This is a genomic window from Arenibacter catalasegens, assembly GCF_002909235.1.
In the GTDB taxonomy this organism is placed as follows: domain Bacteria; phylum Bacteroidota; class Bacteroidia; order Flavobacteriales; family Flavobacteriaceae; genus Arenibacter; species Arenibacter catalasegens.
Genome location: NZ_PHQQ01000002.1, coordinates 122,055 through 143,883 on the forward strand (window position 1 = coordinate 122,055; position 21,829 = coordinate 143,883).

Here is a 21,829-nt window from a genome sequence, read left to right on the forward strand (position 1 = left end):
ACTTTCAACCTTAAAATTGAAAGTACAAGTTTGGGATATGTAGGATGCCCACTGTTACTTAATGGTTATTGCCATTTTAACTTTAGTGGGTACTTTATATTCCCTTTAATTATTTTTAGCTAATTAATCTTGGCATTTTGTTTTTATTTATATAATCCTGTGCCGAGTTATGAACCTCTAATGTATGACCCAATTTAATATCACTATTGATAAAGAAAATTTTAATATTAGCCCAAAGGATATTGAATCCATGGATATTATTAAAACTGGAAAACATCAATATCATACCATCCAGAACAACCGATCTTTTATCATTAAAGTCTTGAATGCCGATTTCACCAACAAAACAATGACGATAGAGGTTAACGGTAATAGTTATGAAATGACCCTTGGGGACGAATACGATCTAATGGTTGAAAAAATGGGTTTATTAACCACCAAAACTCATAAAATAAACAGCATTAAGGCCCCTATGCCAGGGCTTATTATCGCTATTATGGCCACGATAGGGCAGAAGGTTGTGACAGGGACCCCCTTGATCGTGCTATCGGCCATGAAAATGGAAAACGTCATTACTTCCTCTGGGGAAGGCATAGTAAAGAACATTGAAGTCAATGTCAATGATGCTGTTGACAAAGGACAGATTATAATTGAAATGGAATAATTTTAGTTTTAGGATGAAAAAAATATTGGTTGCCAACCGGGGAGAAATAGCTTTACGCATCATGCGAACAGCCCGAAAGATGGGAATAAAGACCGTTGCCGTTTATTCAGATGCAGATAGGGAAGCGCCCCATGTACGCTTTGCCGATGAAGCGGTGCATTTGGGAAATTCACCCTCTTCCGAATCTTACTTGGATATGGATAAAATAATGAATGCAGCCTTGCAGACCAAGGCTGAAGGTATTCACCCAGGCTATGGCTTTTTAAGTGAGAATGCCACTTTTGCCCAACTGGTATCCAAAAACGGCATAAGTTTTATAGGTCCTAAACCACATGCCATAGAAGTTATGGGTGATAAATTAGCGGCCAAGGAGGCTGTAAGAGGTTATAATATCCCCATGGTACCTGGAATAGATGAGGCCATTACCGATATTGCTTTGGCCAAGCAAATTTCTATAAAAATCGGATTTCCTGTCCTAATAAAAGCCTCCGCCGGTGGTGGTGGTAAAGGCATGCGGGTGGTCCACCACCTTTCCGAATTGCCAGATCAAATGGAGCGCGCCATAAGCGAAGCCAAAGCAGCTTTTGGAAATGGTTCCGTCTTTATAGAAAAATATATTGAATCTCCCAGACATATAGAAATTCAAATTCTCGCCGATACCTATGGCAACATTGTACATCTTTTTGAACGGGAATGCAGTATACAAAGAAGACATCAAAAGGTTGTGGAAGAGGCTCCATCTTCCATATTGACCCAGGAAATAAGAACAGCCATGGGAGAAGCGGCCGTAAAGGTAGCCAAGGCCTGTGACTATGTAAGTGCAGGAACCGTGGAATTCCTATTGGATAGTGAAAACAAATTTTATTTTCTAGAAATGAATACCCGTTTGCAGGTAGAGCATCCGGTAACAGAATTAATTACTGGTATTGATTTGGTAGAGCAACAAATAAAAATCGCCAGAAAAGAAAAATTGGCATTTTCGCAGGAAGATTTAAAAATAACAGGTCATGCCTTGGAAGTTAGGGTCTATGCTGAGGATCCTTTAGATGATTTTTTACCCAGCATGGGCACATTGGAAACCTATAAGCGCCCACAGGGACAAGGTATAAGACTAGATGACGGTTTTGAGGAAGGCATGACCATTCCCATTTATTACGACCCCATGTTGGCCAAGTTAATAACCTACGGTAAAAATCGCGAGGAAGCCATTCAATTAATGATCCGTGCAATTTCGGAGTTTAAGATCAAGGGGATTTCCACTACCCTATCCTTTGGGAAGTTTGTTTGTGAACATGAGGCCTTTTCATCAGGGAATTTCGACACCCATTTTATCAAGAACTACTTCACTCCGGAATTCTTACACCTTAAATATGGACAGGAACGTAAAATAGCAGCCATGGTGGGACTGAAACTGTTTCTGGAGAATAAGGATAAAATAAAGCTTCCTGAACATGAAAACTCCAATTGGCCACAAAAAAGAACAGAGCGATAAGCAGTAAATGTACCCCTAATTTTAAACGGCAAAAAACATTGCTTTATGAAGGAAAAAATAAAATCACTCGAAGATAAAATTGCCCTCGCAAAATTAGGTGGCGGCCAAAAACGTATTGACACCCAACATGACAAGGGCAAGCTTACCGCTCGGGAGCGCATTCATTTTTTGTTGGACCAAGGTTCGTTTGAAGAGTTAGGTGCCTTGGTCACCCATAGAACCAATGATTTTGGTATGGGCAAACAAATTTTTTATGGCGATGGGGTGATAACCGGTTATGGAACTATTAACGGCAGACAGGTCTGCGTTTTTGCCCAAGATTTTACCGTATTCGGAGGCTCCCTTTCCGAGACCCATGCCGAAAAAATTTGCAAGGTAATGGATATGGCCATGAAAATAGGAGTGCCCATTATTGGACTGAACGATAGTGGAGGCGCAAGGATACAGGAAGGGGTCCGATCGCTAGGTGGATATGCAGATATCTTTCATAGGAATGTAATGGCCTCTGGCGTTATCCCACAAATATCTGCTATTATGGGGCCCTGTGCAGGGGGAGCGGTTTACTCCCCAGCTATGACCGATTTTACCTTGATGGTGGAAAATTCGAGTTATATGTTCGTCACCGGACCCAATGTTGTAAAAACGGTGACTAATGAAGAGGTTAGTTCTGAGGAACTGGGCGGGGCAATGACCCATGCCACCAAATCCGGGGTTACCCATTTTACGGCTGAAAACGATTTGGAATGCATTGCTCAAATAAAGAAACTCATTAGTTTTTTACCCCAGAATTGTGAGGAAGTTCCCAAACCACTCCCCTATTCCCTAAATACGGAGATTCGGGAAAAGTTGGAAAACATTATTCCCAAGAATGCAAATCAGCCATATGACATGCGTCATATCATCAATGAAATTATTGATGACTCACCATTCTTTGAGGTCCACAAACACTATGCGGAAAATATAGTCGTAGGCTTTGCAAGATTGGCGGGAAAAAGTATTGGGATCGTAGCCAATCAGCCCATGAGTTTGGCCGGTGTTTTAGATGTGAACAGTTCCAAAAAAGCAGCCCGATTTACTCGCTGCTGCGATTGTTTCAATGTTCCACTTCTGGTATTGGTGGATGTTCCTGGATTCTTACCGGGTACCGATCAGGAATGGAACGGTATCATTACCAATGGAGCCAAGCTGTTGTATGCCCTTAGTGAGGCCACTGTTCCTAAAGTCACCGTTATTACCCGAAAAGCTTACGGCGGAGCCTATGATGTAATGAATTCCAAACATATTGGAGCAGACCTCAACTATGCCTGGCCAAGAGCCGAAATTGCGGTAATGGGCGCCAAAGGAGCCAGTGAGATCATCTTTAGAAAAGAAATCATCTCTTCAGATGACCCGGAAGCTAAGCTTAAGGAAAAAGAGGAGGAATATGCCAATAAGTTTGCCAATCCCTATAGTGCAGCGGAAAGAGGATTTATAGATGAAGTCATCTTCCCTAGGAATACCCGTAGAAAATTAATAAAGGCTTTTGCCCTATTAGAAAATAAGGTGGTGAATTTGCCCAAGAAAAAACATGGAAACATACCTTTGTAATATTTCCTGATCACTTAAAGTAATTTTGAATCAATAACATCTCATGGGCAATTTAGAAGAACTTATACAATTACTAACCTTGGAGCGTATCAACGACAATACCTTTGTGGGACAAAACTATCAGGCCCCTTGGGGTCGAGTCTTTGGGGGACAGGTATTGGGACAGTCTTTACATGCGGCCTACCAAACAGTATCCAACGATAAAATGGCCCATTCCATGCACGGGTATTTTATTTTGGGAGGCGATTTGAGCATACCCATTACCTATGAAGTAGATCGTCTAAGGGACGGACGTAGTTTTACTACCCGTAGGGTGGTAGCAAAACAAAACGGTAAGGCCATCTTTAATATGGCGGCATCTTTTCAAGTGAGGGAAGATGGGGTAGAACATCAGATTACCATGCCAAATTTAATTACTCCGAAAAAATTAATGAACAGCTTGGAGCAAATTGAGGAAATGGAAAAAACAGATCCGGACTCCTATAATCTTATAAAGCTTACCCATCCCAAGGTATTTGAATTTAAACCGGTAGAACGCCTAACGGCCCTGCTTGCAAAAAACGGCCCACCATTTAACCATATGTGGATGCGTGCCACGGAAAAGGTAAAAGCCGATTTGCCCCTTCAACAGCAATTATTGGCGTATGCCTCGGATTACAACATTCTTACGACCGCTTCCCTACCCCATCGTGAAGAACTTAGAAAGGGAAAGACTTTTTATGCCAGTATAGACCATGCCATTTGGTTTCACCGCAATTTTAAAATAGACGAATGGCTTTTGTATACCATGGACAGTCCCAGTGCTTCTAATTCAAGAGGTTTTTCCAGAGGAAGTATTTTTGACAGAAATGGTGTTCTTGTCGCCTCGGTGGCACAAGAAGGATTAATGCGTAACACTAGAACAGATTAATGCCATTGGCAATAGCCTCATATTAACTTACAAAATACCTCATACCTTCTTGGAAAGAATCCTATTATAACAAGTTTTTAGGAATCATTATTAATGGTTGTGTTTCTGCAAAAATTGGATTGATATAATTTGTCGCATTTTTAAATCGTTAGTTTTGTTTATCATAAAGAATTGATTAAAACTTAAGTTGAAATTATTCTTTCATTTTACTCAGGTGGTTTTTATTGTCTTTTATCTGTTTTCGTGAATCTTCGATTTCTTTGCTTTCCAATGAAACCGACGCAGGAGGTTCATGAATACCTTATTCTAAAATAAACAGGCAATGAATAAAACGAAACAAAAGAAAAGACCCTTCTTCGCTAGGTGGTCCATAAAATCTTGGGATTTTATGGACCGATGCCATGGCCTAAATTATTTCCAAGGCCTCAATAATTCTTTACGGCCATGACATCTCCACTACAGAAGAAGACCAAGCAAACCATAAACTTTGAGCACAATGTTCAAGGCTGGTCAATGATTTATCTGAACTAAGTAGGTTGAAAGAACAAAGGAACGGCCTATTTTCAATTTCGTCTCAAATCAAGTAGTTTCCACATTGGGTCTAGGTAGCCGTCCAAAGAGCATTTCACCTTAGTGAAAGCGGCCTGGACGGTGCGGCTGTGGAAAGTGCGTGGATTTAAAGAAATTTAAAATCAGCCTACTCCCGATAGTTATCGGGATTTTGGTTCGTTTTTTGGGCGATGCAAAAAATGAACAGAGCACGAATTCTAGAATAGACTTTTCTATCTTTTTCCAATTTACATCCAACAATTGGGATTGATCCATTTTTAGGGTCGTCTAATTCTGAATAAAGCAATACAAAAAGATTTCTGTACAAAACACACCCTTACTTGTTCCTTAGAAGGTGTCTTGGACCAAACGTTTTTTGACTAAATACTTTATAGCCAACATACCAAATGCCCCTTCTTAATTGTTATATATACCCTTGAAATAGCTTTCAAGGGCAATAGCTTAGTTGCAGTTTATCATTTATATGCTACCATACATCCTTGCAAAATTTTTCTACTCGTTTTTGAACTCGTTTTTATTCCTTTTAACAACTAAATTTCCATTTAGCGCATGACTGTTTGACATTTGCCATATAACATTAAACAAAAAATATGAAAACATTATTACTCGTTAAAGAAATTTATGCCGAAGGGTTTAGAAACGTAGGAAACGTTATAGTTAGAAATTATTTTAAAGCTTTTATGTGGTTCAGTGTAGCCATGTTTGCCGTAGTATTGTACGCTTTCATTTTTAGATTGGTTACCGGATTTGCTTGGGACTAAATAAGAAAATACTTGAGTATGAAAAGTATGCAGTTGGCAAAAGAATTTTTGATAGAAAAAAGTGAAGGCATGGACGATTCAATTACACTGAAATTATTGTTTTTTGTGTTCCTTTGCTTTTTCTTATCATTGGCCTCTATTTTGCTATACTCTTATTAGGAAAATAACTCGGTTACGAAATCCATAGCGATTTTATCCATTTAACCAAGTCCCATTATCTTAATTGCATATAGAATAGTTATTATTTTTAAATAAGGTAGGACTATTCTTTTCATCATTGCCTAGAGAAAAGAATTCTCTGGAAGCGAATTATTCCTAGTACCCATAATTATAGGCATACTTCTAAGGAAAATAAAAGTCAACTTCCCAGCAACAGGAATTATCGACCTATATATAATTATAGTTTGTTAAAGATTCCCTACCCCATCGTGAAGAACTAAGAAAGGGAATGGCTTTTGTATACCATGGACAGTCCCAGTGCTTCTAATTCAAGAGGTTTTTCCAGAGGAAGTATTTTTGACAGAAATGGTGTTCTTGTCGCCTCGGTGGCACAAGAAGGATTAATGCGTAACACTAGAACAGATTAATGCCATTGGCAATAGCCTCATATTAACTTACAAAATACCTCATACCTTCTTGGAAAGTATACTATTATAACAAGTTTTTAGAGCCGTCTAATTCTGGATAAAGCAATACAAAAAGATTTCTGTATAAAGCAATACCCTTGCTTGTTCCAGAGAACGTGTCTTGGACCAATCTTTCCCAAGTCAAATATTTTCAGGCTCTTATAGACCAACTACCCTCCGTTAAACCGCCATTAACACCCTTGAAATACCTCTCATGTTCAGGGGCCCAATTGCGGTTTATCCTTTGTAAATAACCATACATCCGAGCAAAATTTTTCTACTCGTTTTTTGACCCGTTTTTATTCCTTTTAACAACTAAATTTCCATTTAGGGCAATGCTAGTCGAATTTTGCCCTATAACATTAAACAAAAAGGATGAAAACATTATTACTCGTTAAAGAAATTTATGCCGAAGGATTTAAGAACCTAGGTAACATCATTGTTAGAAATTATTTCAAAGCTTTCTTATGGTTCAGTATAGCTATGTTTGCCGTAGTATTGTACGCTTTCATATTTAGATTGTCTACCGGATTTGCTTGGGATTAAAAAAAGACGAAATGCATTAGTATGAAAGTTATGCAGTATTTAAAGGAATTGTTGGTAGGAAAAAGTGATGGATTTGAAGTTCCAATAACACTAAAGTTGTTGTTGCTCTTAGTTTTCCTTTGCTTTTTCCTTGCCTTTTTCTCGATTATGCTATACACCTTTGAATAGCATATTTTTGCTTCCAAATCATTAGGTTTTGTACACTTTCAACTTTATACCATCTTCTTATTTTTTTTGATGTTATGTTAGTTCCCCCTATCTGAACAACTTAATTAGGTTACATTTTATCATGTTGACCTAAGGATAAAGTTACTTTTAAAATAAATATTGGATATTATCCTAATTCATGGATATATTCCATAATTTAGCATACCTTTTTTTGGTGTGCAATGAACAAAACAATACTACATTTGGATTTGGATACTTTTTTTGTATCCGTAGAGCGACTTCAAGACAGTAAATTGGAGCATAGGCCCATACTGGTTGGTGGCGTTAGCGACAGAGGGGTGGTGGCAGCATGCAGCTACGAAACCAGAGGTTTTGGAGTACATTCCGGCATGCCTATGAAAATGGCCAAGGAACTTTGCCCAGAGGCTATTGTCATAAAAGGGAATGCAGGAAACTACAGCAAGCATTCCGATATCGTAACCGATATTATTAAAGAACACGTACCTCTATTCGAAAAATCCAGTATCGATGAATTTTACGCCGATCTAACCGGAATGGACCGGTTTTATGGCTGCCATCAATATTCTACCGAGCTACGCCATAAAATTATTAAAGAAACCGGACTTCCCATTTCCTTTGGTCTATCGGCTAATAAGGTGGTATCCAAAGTAGCCACCAATGAAGCCAAGCCCAATAATGAATTAAGGATAGATTTAGGGTACGAGAAGCTATTTTTAGCGCCTTTATCTATTAAAAAAATACCTATGGTGGGTGACAAAACCTATCAGACTCTCCGGAATTTAGGGTTACGACAAATAAAAACCATTCAAGAAATGCCCATGGATATGATGCAGCGGGTATTGGGTGCCAACGGGGGCGTAATTTGGAAGCGGGCCAATGGCATAGACAATACCCCTGTTATCCCTTTTTCCGAACGTAAATCCATTTCCACCGAACGTACTTTTGACAAGGATACCATAGATGTCATTAAACTACGTGGGATCCTTATTGCCATGACAGAGAATCTGGCCTATCAATTACGGAGGGGAAAAAAACTTACCGCTTGTATTGCTGTAAAAATTCGTTATTCGGATTTTAATACCTATTCCAAACAACTAAAAATTCCTTACACCAGTGCAGACCATATTCTGATTCCCCAAATCTTGGACCTCTTCAATAGACTTTACAACAAGAGACTCTTGATCCGGTTGGTAGGTATTCGCTTCAGTCATTTGGTACAGGGCCACTACCAGATCAATTTATTCGACGACACCGAGGAGATATTAAATCTATACAGCGCCTTGGACAAGATCAGGGAACGCTATGGGGACAAAAGTGTTATAAGGGCCTCCGGTATGGGAGCCAAGACCATTGGCAGAATGCAGAATCCGTTCAACGGACAACCCCCGATAGTATTGGCACATAGGAAACAGTGAGACTGTATTAAAAGTTCAAAGTTGGAAAGTTTAAAAACGAGTTGCAGTAGGAAAATTAAAAGCCCTGACAACAGGATTGTTTCTTAATGGGCATAAAACAAAAAAGCTCTTCCCGTCAGCCCTGTGCTATTAGTGGAGTCGAAGTGCGAAGGGAGGTGGATTCTCCGACAATCGGAGGAGAAGATAGCGGGATATGAGCAATTAGCAGTGGACAATAAACAATTAACAATGGGTGGTATTCAGTAATCAGTAATCAGTGGTCAATAATCAGTGGACAGTTGGCAGTTGGCAGTTGACAATCAATTAATTAATTAAATCGGTCAACTCTAATCAGGGATGTTCATAATGATAATTTTACATTCCTGATATAGGGAGGCTTTTTTTAAAACGTCATTGCTAGCCAGCCTACCGAAAGGGAGGCGCAGCGCGGCAATCTGTTAATTGCAGTGGCGCCAGTACACAGTTGTGGGTAATCAGTATTGAGAATTGAGTAGTTAGTATCTAGTATTCAAAGAGCCTTAACCTTGAACTTTCCAACTTTGAACATTCAACTTACGTCTACGGAATATTCAAATATTTATGCGTTTGCAAAGACACTTTCCACTTGGGGTTTTGCATTACATAATCTACGATCCAAGGAGTCACCTTATCCCTTACGCTCCATTCCGGTTGCAGGTACAAAATACAGTCCTTATTGGTCTTGGCCGCTTGTTCCTCGGCAAAAATAAAGTCGTGCTTATTATACACGATCATCTTTAATTCATGTGCCTTGTCATAGATAATACCTTCGGGCAACTTATTCTTTTTGGGGGAAAGACAGATCCAGTCCCAGGTTCCTGAAAGTGGATAGGCTCCAGAAGTTTCTATATGGATTTTTAGATTTTTAGTCTTTAGTGCATCTGTTAGGGGGCCCATATCCCAGGTGAGTGGTTCCCCCCCGGTAATGACTATGGTATCTGAATGTTTAGCCGCATTGGCCACAATATGGTCTATGCCCGTTGGCGGATGGGTGTCCGCATTCCAGCTCTCCTTAACATCGCACCAATGGCAACCTACGTCGCAACCACCCACACGAATAAAATAAGCAGCGGTTCCCTTGTGGAACCCTTCGCCCTGAATAGTGTAAAACTCTTCCATTAACGGCAGCATTAGGCCCTGGTCGACCAACGCTAAAACATCTTCTTTTACCATGGCGCAAAGATAGAAAATACCCCGCTCTACTACTACTAATTAAGAAAAAGATATTACAATACCTCTTAACCCTAGCACATTAAAAAATATTGTAAATTAAACCTTAATAAATGCCCATGGCACATTCGTACAATATGTGTTTGAAAAAGGATAAATAAAAGATATATAGCTACTAGTAACTATATACAATTGTTCTCTGTAATAAATGAAGAAAATCATAAAATTATTGGCTTTGTTCTTGATGTTTATTTTTTGCACTTTATGTAAAAGACAAAAAAAGACTGAGCTACCAAAAGATACTATCCAGTCCGAAACCAAAGACATAATCACTCCCCAAGGACCTTTAACCAAAGATGTAATCACTTCCACCATACCTAACAATATCACTCGTACTATCAAGCAAGATAGAAAGGGCAACATTTGGATTGCTGCATTTGACGGTATTTTTCGGTATGATGGAAAATCGTTTACCAATATCACAAGTAAAGTAAGTTCGGCTCGCTTCTTTTCTGTTTTAGAAGATAGAAAAGGAAATTTTTGGTTTAGTTCTGTTGGTTCAGGGGTTTATTATTACGATGGGAACTCCTTTCTGAATTTTACAAAAATGGACGGACTTGCCAATGATCGAGTTACTGATATTTATGAAGATAAAACCGGCAATATTTGGTTCGGTACTGAAGGCGGAGCAAGCAGGTACAATGGGAAATCTTTTCGAAATTTTACAATCAAAGAAGAACTTCCCCACAATGATGTTAATTCTATTATTGAAGATAAAACTGGAAAATTATGGTTTGGCACAGGTGGTAAGGCCTCCGTTTATGATGGAAAAACATTTACCGTTATTACCCATAATGGCAAACCTTTTATAAATGTTCGTACTATAATCGAAGATAAAAAAGGCAATATTTGGCTCGGCGGAACTGATGGCCTTTGGCGCTATGACGGTCGTACATTTACCAATTTCACACAGAATTTTGTTGGGTGTATCTACGAAGATAAAAATGGAAACATTTGGACTGGTTCACAAAGGTCTAATGACCGAAGATGGTTGCTTTCCCGTTATGATGAAAAGGCATTGTCAAATAAAAAGCCAACTGTAACCGAAATAGTATCAGAATATGAAGATAATAGAGGAATGATTTTTGGGATTTTAGAAGCTAATGATGGAGGTATTTGGTTCGGCGCTTTAGATGGGGTATATCGTTATGATGGAAATACCATTTCCGCCTTTAAAGGTAAAGAGGGTCAGAAGTAATGTGTATAGCAAACAATTATAAGATGAAATTGTGTTCAAATCGGATTGTAAATATAAAAAATTACTACCGAGAACACCGTACAAAAATAATGCGGTAGTTAGTGCTTAATCAAATGTTAGTGCTGATTTGTTACATCTGATTTTCCTTCGGAAAAATCTCGCATACAAAACCGCACTATTCTTATTCATAGTCGTTGGCAGTAATGTAAAAAAATGGAGTAATGAAATTAAGTAGTAAAAGAAGCAATGTCTTATGAGTATTATTCGAATATTATATATGCTGTTGTTTGGAGTTTATGTCACTAATTCTCATGCACAATCTGAGGTAGAGATTAGAGTTAACTTACAAGGCTACCCAAGCAATATGCCCAAAAAAGCAGTTATTCTTAGTAAAGGAATACTGAACAATCCAATATTGATATTAAAAAATGAGAAAGGAGTAACTCTAAAAGAGTACAAGTCCTTACTTCATGAAGAGTCTTGGCATCCATTTTCTCATTACTATACAGTAGATTTTTCTGATTTTGAAAAAAGTGGAAACTATTTCTTTAAACTTAAAGAAAGTGAAATTACTAGTCAACCTTTCTCGATTGAACCTTATCCCAAATGGCAAGAAGATGTCGTTAGTTTTATAAGAACACAACGTTGTGGGTTTAATCCTTACACGAAGGAGTTCTGTCATCAAAAAGACGGGTTAAGTTTTTTTGGTAAAAGATTAGATTCTACTAGAATTGATGCCACTGGTGGTTGGCACGATGCTGGTGACCAATTAAAATATCTAATAACAAGTAGCAATACAACTGCTAGATTATTAATGGCCTATCAAATGGATCCAAGTAGTTTTCAGGATAAAGTTGATGCTAGAGGCTTAGATGGTGTAAATAAATTACCCGACGTACTAGATGAAGCAAAGTGGGGCCTGGAATGGATATTGAAACTACATCCAAGCCCAGATGAGTTGTACCATCAAGTAGCGGATGATAGAGACCACAAAGGTTTTAAACTTCCTCATGAAGAAAATGCTGATTATGGATGGGGGCCAAATAGTTTTAGGCCTGTTTATTTTGCTACAGGCAAGCCACAAGGTCTTTCGAAATACAAAAGTAAGGCTACAGGAATTGCAAATTTAGCGGGTCGTTCAGCTGCTACCCTGGTACTGGGGTATGAAGTGTTTAGCCAGTTTGAGGAATATGAAATTTTTGCACAAACATGTCTGAATGCCGCACACGAACTTTACAATATGGGAAAACAGCAAGAAGGATACCAACAAGGAAACAGTTTTGGTGCTCCCTATCGTTATGAAGAAAATACTTGGGCCGACGATATGGAATGGGCGGCGGCTTCTTTATATAAGATTACCAAAGATGAAAAATTCCTGAAAGACGCAAGAAAATACGCTAAAATCATTGGTAATTGGTCTTGGATGGAACGAGACTCCACCAGCCACTACGAGATGTATCCATATGTAAACATGGGACATTATGCATTATGGCAAGTTGGTAATTCAAAAGATAAAAAAGAAATGGTCGACTATTATGGCCACAATCTAGAAAACATAAAAAAGAGAGCGGATGAAAACCCTTATGGGGCAGGGCAATTGTTTATATGGTGCTCCAATAATTTAGCAGCAGCTGTCTCCACGCAAGCAATGCTGTATGAAGAAATGACAGGTTCAACAAAATATCGTGTTCTAATGCAAAATCATATAGATTGGTTATTAGGCTTAAACCCATGGAATTCGAGTATGATTACAGAAATTCCAGAAAATACTGATACCCCAGTTGATGTACATATGCCATTTTGGAGAATTTATAAAAAACCAATAAAAGGAAGTCTTGTTGATGGTCCACTTTGGTCCACTATTCATGATAAAATGATAGGAATTACGCCATCAGAACCTGATGAATATAACCATTTACAACCTAAGCACATCAAGTATATGGATGATTGGGCAGATTATAGTACAAATGAGCCAACCTTAGATGGTTCGGCGGAATTACTTCTTATTTTAACCAAGTTAAGCAGTGAACAGAATTAATTTAAGTTTCTTATTTATACTAATTAGTATATCACTTTATGCACAAAGTATATTTGATAAGGAAGGCGCAATTATTAGGTCAGATACCTTAAAGAAAAATATCTATCTATGTTTTACAGGTCATGACCATATTGAAGGTTTTGAATATGTGCTTAATGTTCTAAATAAGCAAAAAGTGAAAGGATCATTCTTTTTTACTGGCGATTTTGTACGGAACAACGAGGCCTTAGTACAAGGTATTGCAAAAAAAGGACACTTTGTGGGAGCTCATTCGGACAAACATCTCTTGTACTGTGACTGGACAAAAAGAGACAGTCTTTTACATTCAGAAAATCGTATAAAAGAGGATATCTTACAGAACCTACATGCGTTGAAAAAACTAGGAATTCGACCAAAATATTTTATGCCACCTTATGAATGGTACAATAAAAAAGTGGTTCATATTGCCTCACAATTAGACCAAATAACGGTCAATTTTTCTAGCGGTACTCGTTCCAATGCTGATTATACAACACCCGATATGCCCAACTACATCTCAAGTAATGATATTTTAGAAAGTATATATAGCTACCTATCATTAAATAGCATGAATGGTTTTCACTTACTAATTCATCCTGGTACTAGCCCAAGAAGAAAGGATAAATTCTATTTACACCTAGATCAACTAATTAGTAAATTAAAGAAGGAAGGCTATCAATTTTCGAAATTTTAATTTTTACAAAGGTGGATCAAGATTTACGAAACATCAAATATTTTTAATGAAAAGAGAAATAACGACCGCACAATCGAGTATACGGCTCCGCCATTGACTGACGGAGTGCGCCTCTCACACCACCGTACGTACGGGTCTCGTATACGGCGGTTCGTAAATCATCACATAGCTGTTCTTTTCACCAACTAAAGCTATCCGCTACTTTATGAATAGACTATACAACAAAGTGAATTCCTATTCTAATTTCAAGGAAATTTACGTTCGGTCCTTCATCGCTTGTGAGACCTCTGATTTTGATATCAGTTCGTTTCCAGCAACTACTATGACCTCTGCTAACTTCTCTACCTAGTCGAGCCTTAAAAAGACCTTTTAAACAATATGTTTTTACATATGATGAGTTCGGGGAAGGACAATAGTTCTTGAAAAAAAAGCTAAACCTATAATAACGTATCTAGGTCAAACGAATAAACATTTCCCAAATCATCAGAGAAAAATATTAGTTTCGCTTCATTGGGTAAAAAGCTGGCCTTACTAGAAGTAGCATCACCATTTTTTCCATTTATTTTGGTTTTTAATTGGATGAGTTCCCTAAACTCCCAGCCATCTTTCTGCTTTACTATTTCATTGACAGAAATATAATATCGATTATTCTCTCGATTTTTCACTGAATGCACTTCAAATATTTTCCCTGATTCAATATGATTGATAATAGGACGGCTAGGACTAAATCCGGGCTTGAGGTTTTCGTATGGAATGTTTGACCATTTACCCTTCCGATCCCTTACTCGCAATACAAACTGAGGTTGATTGATCTTGTCCACACTGTTCTTGGTGACCAAAGCCATTTCCCCATTTTTAAACACAGTAGCATTTAAATGATCGTCTGCATTATTATCACCCTCTTGTACAATTATAGGTGCTGACCAGTTATTAGGAGCATCCCCGTCATAGTGAATTCGCTCAATGATGGATTGGGTATTTTGGTTAGACCAGATAACTGATACTTGATTTTTTAGTTGGGCTATTAAGGAGATATCATCTTTATTGATGTTATCTGCCAATGTAAATGGATCCGACCAATCTTGTCCATTGGAGGAATGCCAAACCATAATTTTTTCATTCATGTCCGCACAAACCCAATATTGATTTTTTGAATCTTTTGTAATAGTGGCAGTTTCAATGGAGTGGCAGTCCTGAGGAATGGGCAGATTAGCCTTCCATTGATGCTCATATTGCTTGCTATGGCGAGAATAAGTTATTTGAACTACATTCAAAGCACATTCTCCAACTAGCACTATTTGCGCCTCATTTCCTTTGCTGAATACATCGGCCTTGCTCGGCAAAGTATGCCATGCCTGATTCACCGCAGATTGACTCGTCCATCCTGAAGCATCTCTTTTTAATAGTTTAGGTCCATCTTCATCACCAACTATTAGCCATTGCCCATGATCAGTTGTCCATGATTTTGATTGGGGCTTATCCGCTGTAGCATCCCCATAATTAACCTTGAAGATAGGGTCTAAGAAAACTTCCGGTGTTTTTGTTGTTTGGGAATATGACACGTTTCCACATAACAATAGACAAAAGAGCAGCGGAAATAGAAGTAAAGTGCATTTTAGTTTCATAGTATTACTAAGTTGGCAGCTAAATTAACTTTTTAAATTTAGGAGCTAGTTGAAAGAAAGGTTATCTGCATCTTAATAATTTGCAACCAATCTTTGCCAATAAAAGTATGGAATAATTTGAATTTCGGTATGTAATGTGGCCCCTATATTTAGGAACTAATGACCCTTTGTAATAACCCGCGATTAAAGAAGTGCATATACCTACACCCCTAAAAACACCCTCATTATTGGCTTTTCAAAAGGTTTTTGCCTATTCCAAAAGCGCTAGAAATGTTCCTTTTCAGCTTTCAAAACTTATAGGATAACAGCAAAATATAACAATTTGACTCTGCATTAAACTGAAAATGCATTATCTTATACTCGCTACATTCCATCCACTCACCGTATGTGAGTATTAATAAAAATGAAATGAAAAATGAACAGCATTGGCCAGTATTAAATTTTGCAGATATGCAAGACACCATTGAAACACTTCACCAATGGTTACAAATCGTTGGAAAAATACGTCTAAAGACCATGCCCTGGCAAAATCACTCTTGGCATACCACCCTTTATATTACCCCGACAGGATATTCAACCAATGGTATTACATTTCAGGGGCGAATATTCCAAATAGATTTTAATTTCAAAACGCATAAACTCTTTATTCAATGTTCAAATGCAGCAACAGTGTCTATGGACTTAAAACCAAGAACTGTTGCCAACTTTTATAAGGAACTATTCGAAAAGTTATCCAGTATTGGCATTAATATAAATATTCATTCCAAGCCAAATGAAATGGACCCTGCAATTCCATTCTCTGAGAATGTGATCAATAAATCCTATGATCCAGATGTGGCGAATGCACTTTGGAGAGCCATGTTAAAAGTGAATGCCGTTTTTAATGAATTCAGAAGCGATTTTATAGGCAAAGCCAGTCCAGTCCATTTGTTTTGGGGTGCATTCGACTTGGCAGTTACCCGATTTTCAGGAAACCCAGCTCCTCTTCATCAAGGAGGTATGCCCAATATGCCTTTGGACGTAATGCAGGAAGCCTATTCCCAAGAGGTATGCAGTGCCGGTTTTTGGCCTGGCTCTAAGGATTCTCCCAACCCCGTTTTTTATGCCTACGCCTACCCAAGTGACGCCAGTTTTGGAGAGCAAAAAGTTTTACCGAAAGAGGCTTTTTATAGCCCCGAAATGGGGGAGTTTTTCTTGAAATATGAAGATGTACAAAATTCAAAAAATCCGGAAGCAACATTACATGACTTTTTAAGAACAACCTATATAGCGGCAGCTAACACTTCTAAATGGGATCGGACTAAATTAGAAAAGAAGTAAAAACACGGTTGGCCTAGGAGCTATCCGCATTAATGTGACCATCTTATTAAGGCACTCGTATGTCCTTGCAAGAAAATTGAAACAAGAATGAATTCTAAAATTGCGATTAGATTAATGCTCTGGTCTTTAGTAGCGGTAATGCTCTTTCATTTAAGTATAATATTAAAAATAATACCCTATGAAATCGCTTGGGGAGGAAGACTAAAAAATGATTCTTCAATGTATGTTTTTGAAACTATTTCAATGGCAATCAATTTTTTTCTATTCGCTATTCTTTTAATAAAAGGAAAATATTTAAAGGAATTTATACCACTGAAATTTGTTAACCTAGCCTTATGGGCATTTTTAGTGATTTTTGGATTTAACACCCTTGGAAATATTTTTGCAGAAACAAATTTCGAGAAGTTTTTCGCAATTATAACTTTTGGCTTTTCATTTCTGATTTGGGTAATTTTAACAAAAGACAAAAAACGAACACGCTAAACCAGGGCTTAAATTTTTTAATGATAAACGTAAACAATTACTAACTGGAAGCTAGTTCAATTCAGGCATCAATAATCAAAAGAAATTAAATTGATTTGAAAAAGCGAATAAACAAGCTACAAAAAGAAATCAAAAGCTATTTGGATGAAATAACCAAAGGCAAATATCGATCAGTTCCAGCATAAAGTCCTTCATTTTATAAACAGTTTAGATTCGTTATTTTTATTCAAAAAGATGTCTCTGATCGGAAACTTCCAGTTGATATACAAAGTAGAACCCCTTAGATAACATTTAAAAACGCTGACCCTATGAATCCCGAGGTTGATTTTTTCTTTAATAAAGCTGGTAAGTGGCAGGTCGCCTATAAGCAATTGAGAAAGCTTATTCTCGACTGTGGACTATCCGAAGAATTAAAATGGGGCAAACCTTGTTATACTTATAAGCAAACAAACATTGTTTTAATACATGGGTTTAAAGAATATTGTGCCCTGCTTTTCCACAAAGGTGCCCTATTAAAGGATACCAATAACATCCTTATTCAACAAACCGAGAATGTACAGGCAGCACGGCAGATCAGGTTTACCAATGCTCAGGAAATAGCTGGGATGGAAGCAACCCTGAAAGCCTATATCTTTGAGGCCATGGAGGTCGAAAAAGCCGGGCTAAAAATAGAATTTAAAAAGACCAAGGAATATACAGTGCCAGAGGAATTTCAAAAGAAACTGGATGAAACTCCTGAATTAAAATCTGCCTTTGAATCGCTCACCCCAGGCCGACAAAGAGGATATCTTCTCCATTTTTCCCAACCCAAACAATCCAAAACCAGAACATCTAGGATTGAAAAATGTATGGTGCAAATTCTCAACGGCAAGGGATTAAACGATTGATAAAGATAGATAATAACTAAAATCCCCTACCTGAAATCTGTATAAAAACAGTACCAATGAATAGCGAGCTACTGCCTAGTTCCCATTCTGAAGCTTCAAACAATAAAAAAATATTCAAACCTTGTAAAAACCTACAAGTATTTTTATCATAAAGAAAAGGTATTTTTTATTTCTCAGCCATGGAAACATCCGCCTAAGTAACCCTATCCCGTTCCAATTAGAAAAAATCACTTACCTTTAAACAAAGTAGGATTTCTTCGTGGACCTCTGTTTTAAACGATTTTGAAACCAACCCACTTTAATGGAGTAGGCACTTCAAATCTCTCAATCATGAATGAAAAAATAGAAATAGAAGATTTTCAAAGATTAAAAAGAGAATTAGTGTTTCAAAATGTAGAAATTGAAACATTAAAAGCTGAACTAATTAAATTTAAAAATGAAAATGTAACTGATTATAAAATGAAACAAGAACGGGCTGCCGAACTAATCATTGCAAACAAAGAACTTACTTTTCAAAAAAATGAAAAACAAAAACGGGCCAATGAACTAATCACTGCAAACAATAATCTTGATTTTCAAAGGGATGAAAAGCAAAATCGGGCAGATGAACTAATCATTGCTAATGATGAACTTAATTTTCAAAAAGATGAAAAACAGAAACGGGCTGAAGAGCTAATCATTTTGAACAATGAACTTGCTGTGCAATATGGGGCAAAAAGAGAATTGGCATCAGAACTTACTATTGCTTACACCGAGCTTATTAAAACCGAAGAATCTTTAAGAAACTATATTGAGGGACTAGAAGATATGATACACATGATTTCGCATAATGTTAGGCAACCTATTACACAAATTTTAGGCATTACCAACCTTCTTGACGAATCAATAGATTATTCTACTTACGAATTAAAAAAAATTGTCGGTTATTTAAAACCTTCAGCACTGGACTTAGATAATTTTACAAAAGAATTTACGGTATTTATGCAAAATATATCTAGCAAAGAAGGAAAAACGGGACAGGACACTGAGCCCCATGAAAAGAAAAAAACCTAGTCCAATTCTTCAAACAGACTTTCCCAATGGCAGGCTATAGGGGATCTTGCCTGCGCACAGTACAAGTATTACCCTTCCCATAATTATAGGCGTCATATTGACCTCAGAGTCTAAAACCGAAATTTTCTATTTTACGTCGCCGAGACCTACCAAAAATTGCAGTTCTGACCTCTCTCCTTCGGTGAAAAAATTCCCGAATAAAAAACGGAAAAGATATTCATAATATAACAATGCCCAAGATTCAAGACCTTGGGCATTGTTTTTAAGCTGCCATACCATTCAATGTAAATGGCATTATATAGCGCTCTGTCTAATTATACATTTTCAGGAACCTCAAATCCTTTACGATAATCCCTTCTAAGCATCTTATCCGCTTCCGCATCGTTTACGAAAGATTCAGATTTTGGGTTAAAGTCCAGGACACGACCCGTCCTGTAGGCAATATTGCCCAAATGCGCCAATCCTGAGGAAAGATGCGCCGTTTCTACTGGCCCGTTCAAAATAGTTTTATCGCGCTTGCGCACTGCCTCTATAAAGTTGGCAAAATGGCCGTCCGTACCACCAGCACCGCGGTCCATTCCAGATCCAGACTCTCCACCATCCTCACCAGATTTACCTGGTGTTCTGTCCTGTCCTAAATATGTTTTATACTTGTCATAACCGTCTACGACCAATATTCCCTTATCTCCATAGAAAATATTGCCTACAGTAGCACCTTCTTCGGAGTTGGTACACCAAGGACGTACCTCAAATTGTATTATTTTCCTTTCTTCAGGATAATTATATACCGACGTAAGAACTTCTGGCACTTCCTTGCAATCGTCCCAAAGGAACTTACCACCCATAGAAGTAATCTTTGTTGGAAGCCCCACATCCAATCCCCACATACAAAGATCAGTTTCATGAATACCCTGGTTGCCCACATCGCCATTTCCATAATCCCAGTGCCAATGCCAATTGTAATGCACTAAATTCCTCGTAAACGGACGCTTTGGAGCTGGCCCAGTCCACAGGTCGTAATCTATTCCTGCTGGTACAGGCGAGAAACCTTGGTCACCGATATCTCCCCTCCAACGAAAAACAATACCTCTGGCCATATATACTCGACCTATATATCCATCTCGCATTAGATTAATAGCCTCATTAACGGCAGGAGAACTTCTTAATTGAACTCCGTGCTGTACAATACGACCATACTTTTCAGCGGCTTCCACCATTTTACGGCCTTCCCAGATATTGTGCGATCCAGGTTTTTCAACATAGGCGTCCTTACCGGCCTGACAGGCCCAAATTACAGAAAGGGCGTGCCAATGGTTTGGCGTTGCTATACTAACCACGTCAATATCCTTATCATCCATTACCCGCCTAAGATCCTGCTCCAAGGCAACATCTTTATTATAGGTTTCCTTAAAGGTCTGTTGGCGCTCCCGCAACAAGTTCATGTCCGGGTCACATAAGGTGGTTACCCGTACATTTTTTTGTGCCATCAAGCCTTGGATATGGCTTTTCCCACGGCCATTGACGCCCAAAACGGCCGCATTAATACGGTCGTTGGCTCCAAAAACTGTGGATGAGATTATGGTAGGAGCAGCAATAACAGCCGATCCGGCCACAGCCGTTCTTTTAATAAAGGATCTTCTCGTTGATTTCATTTGACTCTATATTTACATTAACTATAATTACACGGTAAATTTTATTAGACTTTCAATAACATACACTGTTTAAACCTTTAAGCTAAAGCCCCATGACCACTTAGTTTTAGCCAAGTAGACTCTTGATTCTTTCCACCCCGTAAGGCATTAGTAATCCAAAAAAGTCATATTGCTATGGACAATAAATCGACAGCTATTTACTTTTGCAATGAAAGTTAGCATTATTTTTTTATTCGTTAACGTTAACAACTAGAGTTTTTCGTATTTTTTTTAACTTTAGGTGCATAAAACAGGGTATCTGGGAAAGTTTTTTGATTCCATTGGATTAATTTACTTTATCTACTCATTTTATAATTCCAACCATATGATGGTTGCAAACTATTTTAAATCCAAATTATCAACTATGACAAGTTTACAGATAAAGTCGAACCCCAAGGTTGAATTGGTTTTTGACAATTACCCTCCTGAGATACGAACGAAAATAGAATACCTGCGGAATTTAATTATAGAATCTGCCAAGAAAACAGAAGGCCTAACAGTATTGGAAGAAACCCTGAAATGGAGCGAACCCAGTTATTTAACCAATATGGGCAGTACCATTAGAATAGATTGGAAACCCAAAAACCCAGATCAGTATGCCATGTACTTTAAGTGTACCAGTAAATTGGTACCCACCTTTAAAATGGTTTTCAACAATATATTTAAGTTCGAAGGCAGTAGGGCCATAATTTTTCATTTAAACGACCCCATTCCAAAAGAGGAATTGCAAGCTTGCATTGCTGCAGCCCTAACCTATCACAAGGTAAAACATTTACCTACTTTGGGTATATAAATTTTGAGGATGGAATTTGGA

At 37.9% G+C, this 21,829-nt stretch carries 19 protein-coding genes; 16 read left to right on the forward strand and 3 right to left on the reverse strand.

Annotated elements, in window-relative coordinates:
* Positions 1–184: 184 nt before the first annotated feature.
* From CWD90_RS02405 to CWD90_RS02430, 8 genes are all read left to right on the forward strand, one after another.
* The gene (locus CWD90_RS02405) at positions 185–664 is read left to right on the forward strand and encodes an acetyl-CoA carboxylase biotin carboxyl carrier protein subunit (RefSeq protein WP_103474340.1); all 480 of its coding nucleotides are present in this window, start codon (positions 185–187) and stop codon (positions 662–664) included.
* 13 nt (positions 665–677) lie between these two features.
* The gene (accC, locus tag CWD90_RS02410; RefSeq protein ID WP_103474341.1) at positions 678–2,156 is read left to right on the forward strand and encodes an acetyl-CoA carboxylase biotin carboxylase subunit; all 1,479 of its coding nucleotides are present in this window, start codon (positions 678–680) and stop codon (positions 2,154–2,156) included.
* 45 nt (positions 2,157–2,201) lie between these two features.
* Positions 2,202–3,743: an acyl-CoA carboxylase subunit beta gene (locus tag CWD90_RS02415; protein ID WP_103474342.1), complete on the forward strand. Its 1,542-nt coding sequence runs from the start codon at positions 2,202–2,204 to the stop codon at positions 3,741–3,743.
* A gap of 43 nt (positions 3,744–3,786) precedes the next feature.
* On the forward strand, positions 3,787–4,653 hold the full coding sequence (gene tesB / locus CWD90_RS02420) for an acyl-CoA thioesterase II (RefSeq protein WP_103474343.1): 867 nt from the start codon (positions 3,787–3,789) through the stop codon (positions 4,651–4,653).
* 1,160 nt (positions 4,654–5,813) lie between these two features.
* Positions 5,814–5,984: a DUF6747 family protein gene (locus tag CWD90_RS23160; protein ID WP_192877977.1), complete on the forward strand. Its 171-nt coding sequence runs from the start codon at positions 5,814–5,816 to the stop codon at positions 5,982–5,984.
* Positions 5,985–6,439: 455 nt separating this feature from the next.
* Positions 6,440–6,571, forward strand: a complete 132-nt coding sequence (locus tag CWD90_RS02425) for an acyl-CoA thioesterase domain-containing protein (RefSeq protein WP_262494939.1) — start codon at positions 6,440–6,442, stop codon at positions 6,569–6,571.
* A gap of 414 nt (positions 6,572–6,985) precedes the next feature.
* The gene (locus CWD90_RS23165) at positions 6,986–7,156 is read left to right on the forward strand and encodes a DUF6747 family protein (protein WP_192877978.1); all 171 of its coding nucleotides are present in this window, start codon (positions 6,986–6,988) and stop codon (positions 7,154–7,156) included.
* Between the two features lie 389 nt (positions 7,157–7,545).
* On the forward strand, positions 7,546–8,760 hold the full coding sequence (locus CWD90_RS02430; RefSeq protein ID WP_103474345.1) for a DNA polymerase Y family protein: 1,215 nt from the start codon (positions 7,546–7,548) through the stop codon (positions 8,758–8,760).
* 558 nt (positions 8,761–9,318) lie between these two features.
* Here the strand turns inward: CWD90_RS02430 and CWD90_RS02435 are convergent.
* A complete protein-coding gene (locus tag CWD90_RS02435) occupies positions 9,319–9,951 on the reverse strand; it encodes a 7-carboxy-7-deazaguanine synthase QueE (RefSeq protein ID WP_103474346.1) in 633 nt (210 codons plus the stop codon).
* Positions 9,952–10,156: 205 nt separating this feature from the next.
* Here CWD90_RS02435 and CWD90_RS02440 point away from each other — a divergent pair, with 205 nt between their 5' ends.
* The 3 genes from CWD90_RS02440 to CWD90_RS02450 all read left to right on the forward strand — a co-directional run bounded on the left by CWD90_RS02440 (position 10,157) and on the right by CWD90_RS02450 (position 13,956).
* The gene (locus CWD90_RS02440) at positions 10,157–11,206 is read left to right on the forward strand and encodes a ligand-binding sensor domain-containing protein (RefSeq protein ID WP_103474347.1); all 1,050 of its coding nucleotides are present in this window, start codon (positions 10,157–10,159) and stop codon (positions 11,204–11,206) included.
* Between the two features lie 253 nt (positions 11,207–11,459).
* The gene (locus tag CWD90_RS02445) at positions 11,460–13,244 is read left to right on the forward strand and encodes a glycoside hydrolase family 9 protein (protein ID WP_103474348.1); all 1,785 of its coding nucleotides are present in this window, start codon (positions 11,460–11,462) and stop codon (positions 13,242–13,244) included.
* On the forward strand, positions 13,231–13,956 hold the full coding sequence (locus CWD90_RS02450; RefSeq protein ID WP_205161193.1) for a polysaccharide deacetylase family protein: 726 nt from the start codon (positions 13,231–13,233) through the stop codon (positions 13,954–13,956). Before CWD90_RS02445 ends, CWD90_RS02450 begins: the two co-directional genes overlap by 14 nt.
* Before the next feature lie 437 nt (positions 13,957–14,393).
* Here the strand turns inward: CWD90_RS02450 and CWD90_RS02455 are convergent, their stop codons facing one another.
* Positions 14,394–15,581, reverse strand: a complete 1,188-nt coding sequence (locus CWD90_RS02455; protein ID WP_157941146.1) for a hypothetical protein — start codon at positions 15,579–15,581, stop codon at positions 14,394–14,396.
* 408 nt (positions 15,582–15,989) lie between these two features.
* On the opposite strand from CWD90_RS02455, the gene CWD90_RS02460 reads away from it, so the two are divergent.
* From CWD90_RS02460 to CWD90_RS02475, 4 genes are all read left to right on the forward strand, one after another.
* Positions 15,990–16,901: a DUF5996 family protein gene (locus CWD90_RS02460; RefSeq protein WP_103474350.1), complete on the forward strand. Its 912-nt coding sequence runs from the start codon at positions 15,990–15,992 to the stop codon at positions 16,899–16,901.
* Positions 16,902–16,988: 87 nt separating this feature from the next.
* Positions 16,989–17,384, forward strand: coding sequence for a hypothetical protein (locus CWD90_RS02465; protein ID WP_103474351.1), 396 nt, complete (start codon positions 16,989–16,991; stop codon positions 17,382–17,384).
* A gap of 308 nt (positions 17,385–17,692) precedes the next feature.
* On the forward strand, positions 17,693–18,271 hold the full coding sequence (locus tag CWD90_RS02470) for a YdeI/OmpD-associated family protein (protein WP_103474352.1): 579 nt from the start codon (positions 17,693–17,695) through the stop codon (positions 18,269–18,271).
* 330 nt (positions 18,272–18,601) lie between these two features.
* Complete coding sequence (locus tag CWD90_RS02475) at positions 18,602–19,324, forward strand: diguanylate cyclase (RefSeq protein ID WP_103474353.1); 723 nt, start codon at positions 18,602–18,604, stop codon at positions 19,322–19,324.
* A gap of 314 nt (positions 19,325–19,638) precedes the next feature.
* Here CWD90_RS02475 and CWD90_RS02480 read toward each other — a convergent pair whose 3' ends face one another.
* The gene (locus tag CWD90_RS02480; protein WP_103474354.1) at positions 19,639–20,976 is read right to left on the reverse strand and encodes a Gfo/Idh/MocA family protein; all 1,338 of its coding nucleotides are present in this window, start codon (positions 20,974–20,976) and stop codon (positions 19,639–19,641) included.
* Between the two features lie 403 nt (positions 20,977–21,379).
* Between CWD90_RS02480 and CWD90_RS02485 the strand changes: the two genes are divergently transcribed.
* Positions 21,380–21,808 (forward strand): DUF1801 domain-containing protein, encoded by a 429-nt coding sequence (locus CWD90_RS02485; RefSeq protein WP_103474574.1) that lies wholly within the window; start codon positions 21,380–21,382, stop codon positions 21,806–21,808.
* Positions 21,809–21,829: the final 21 nt, after the last annotated feature.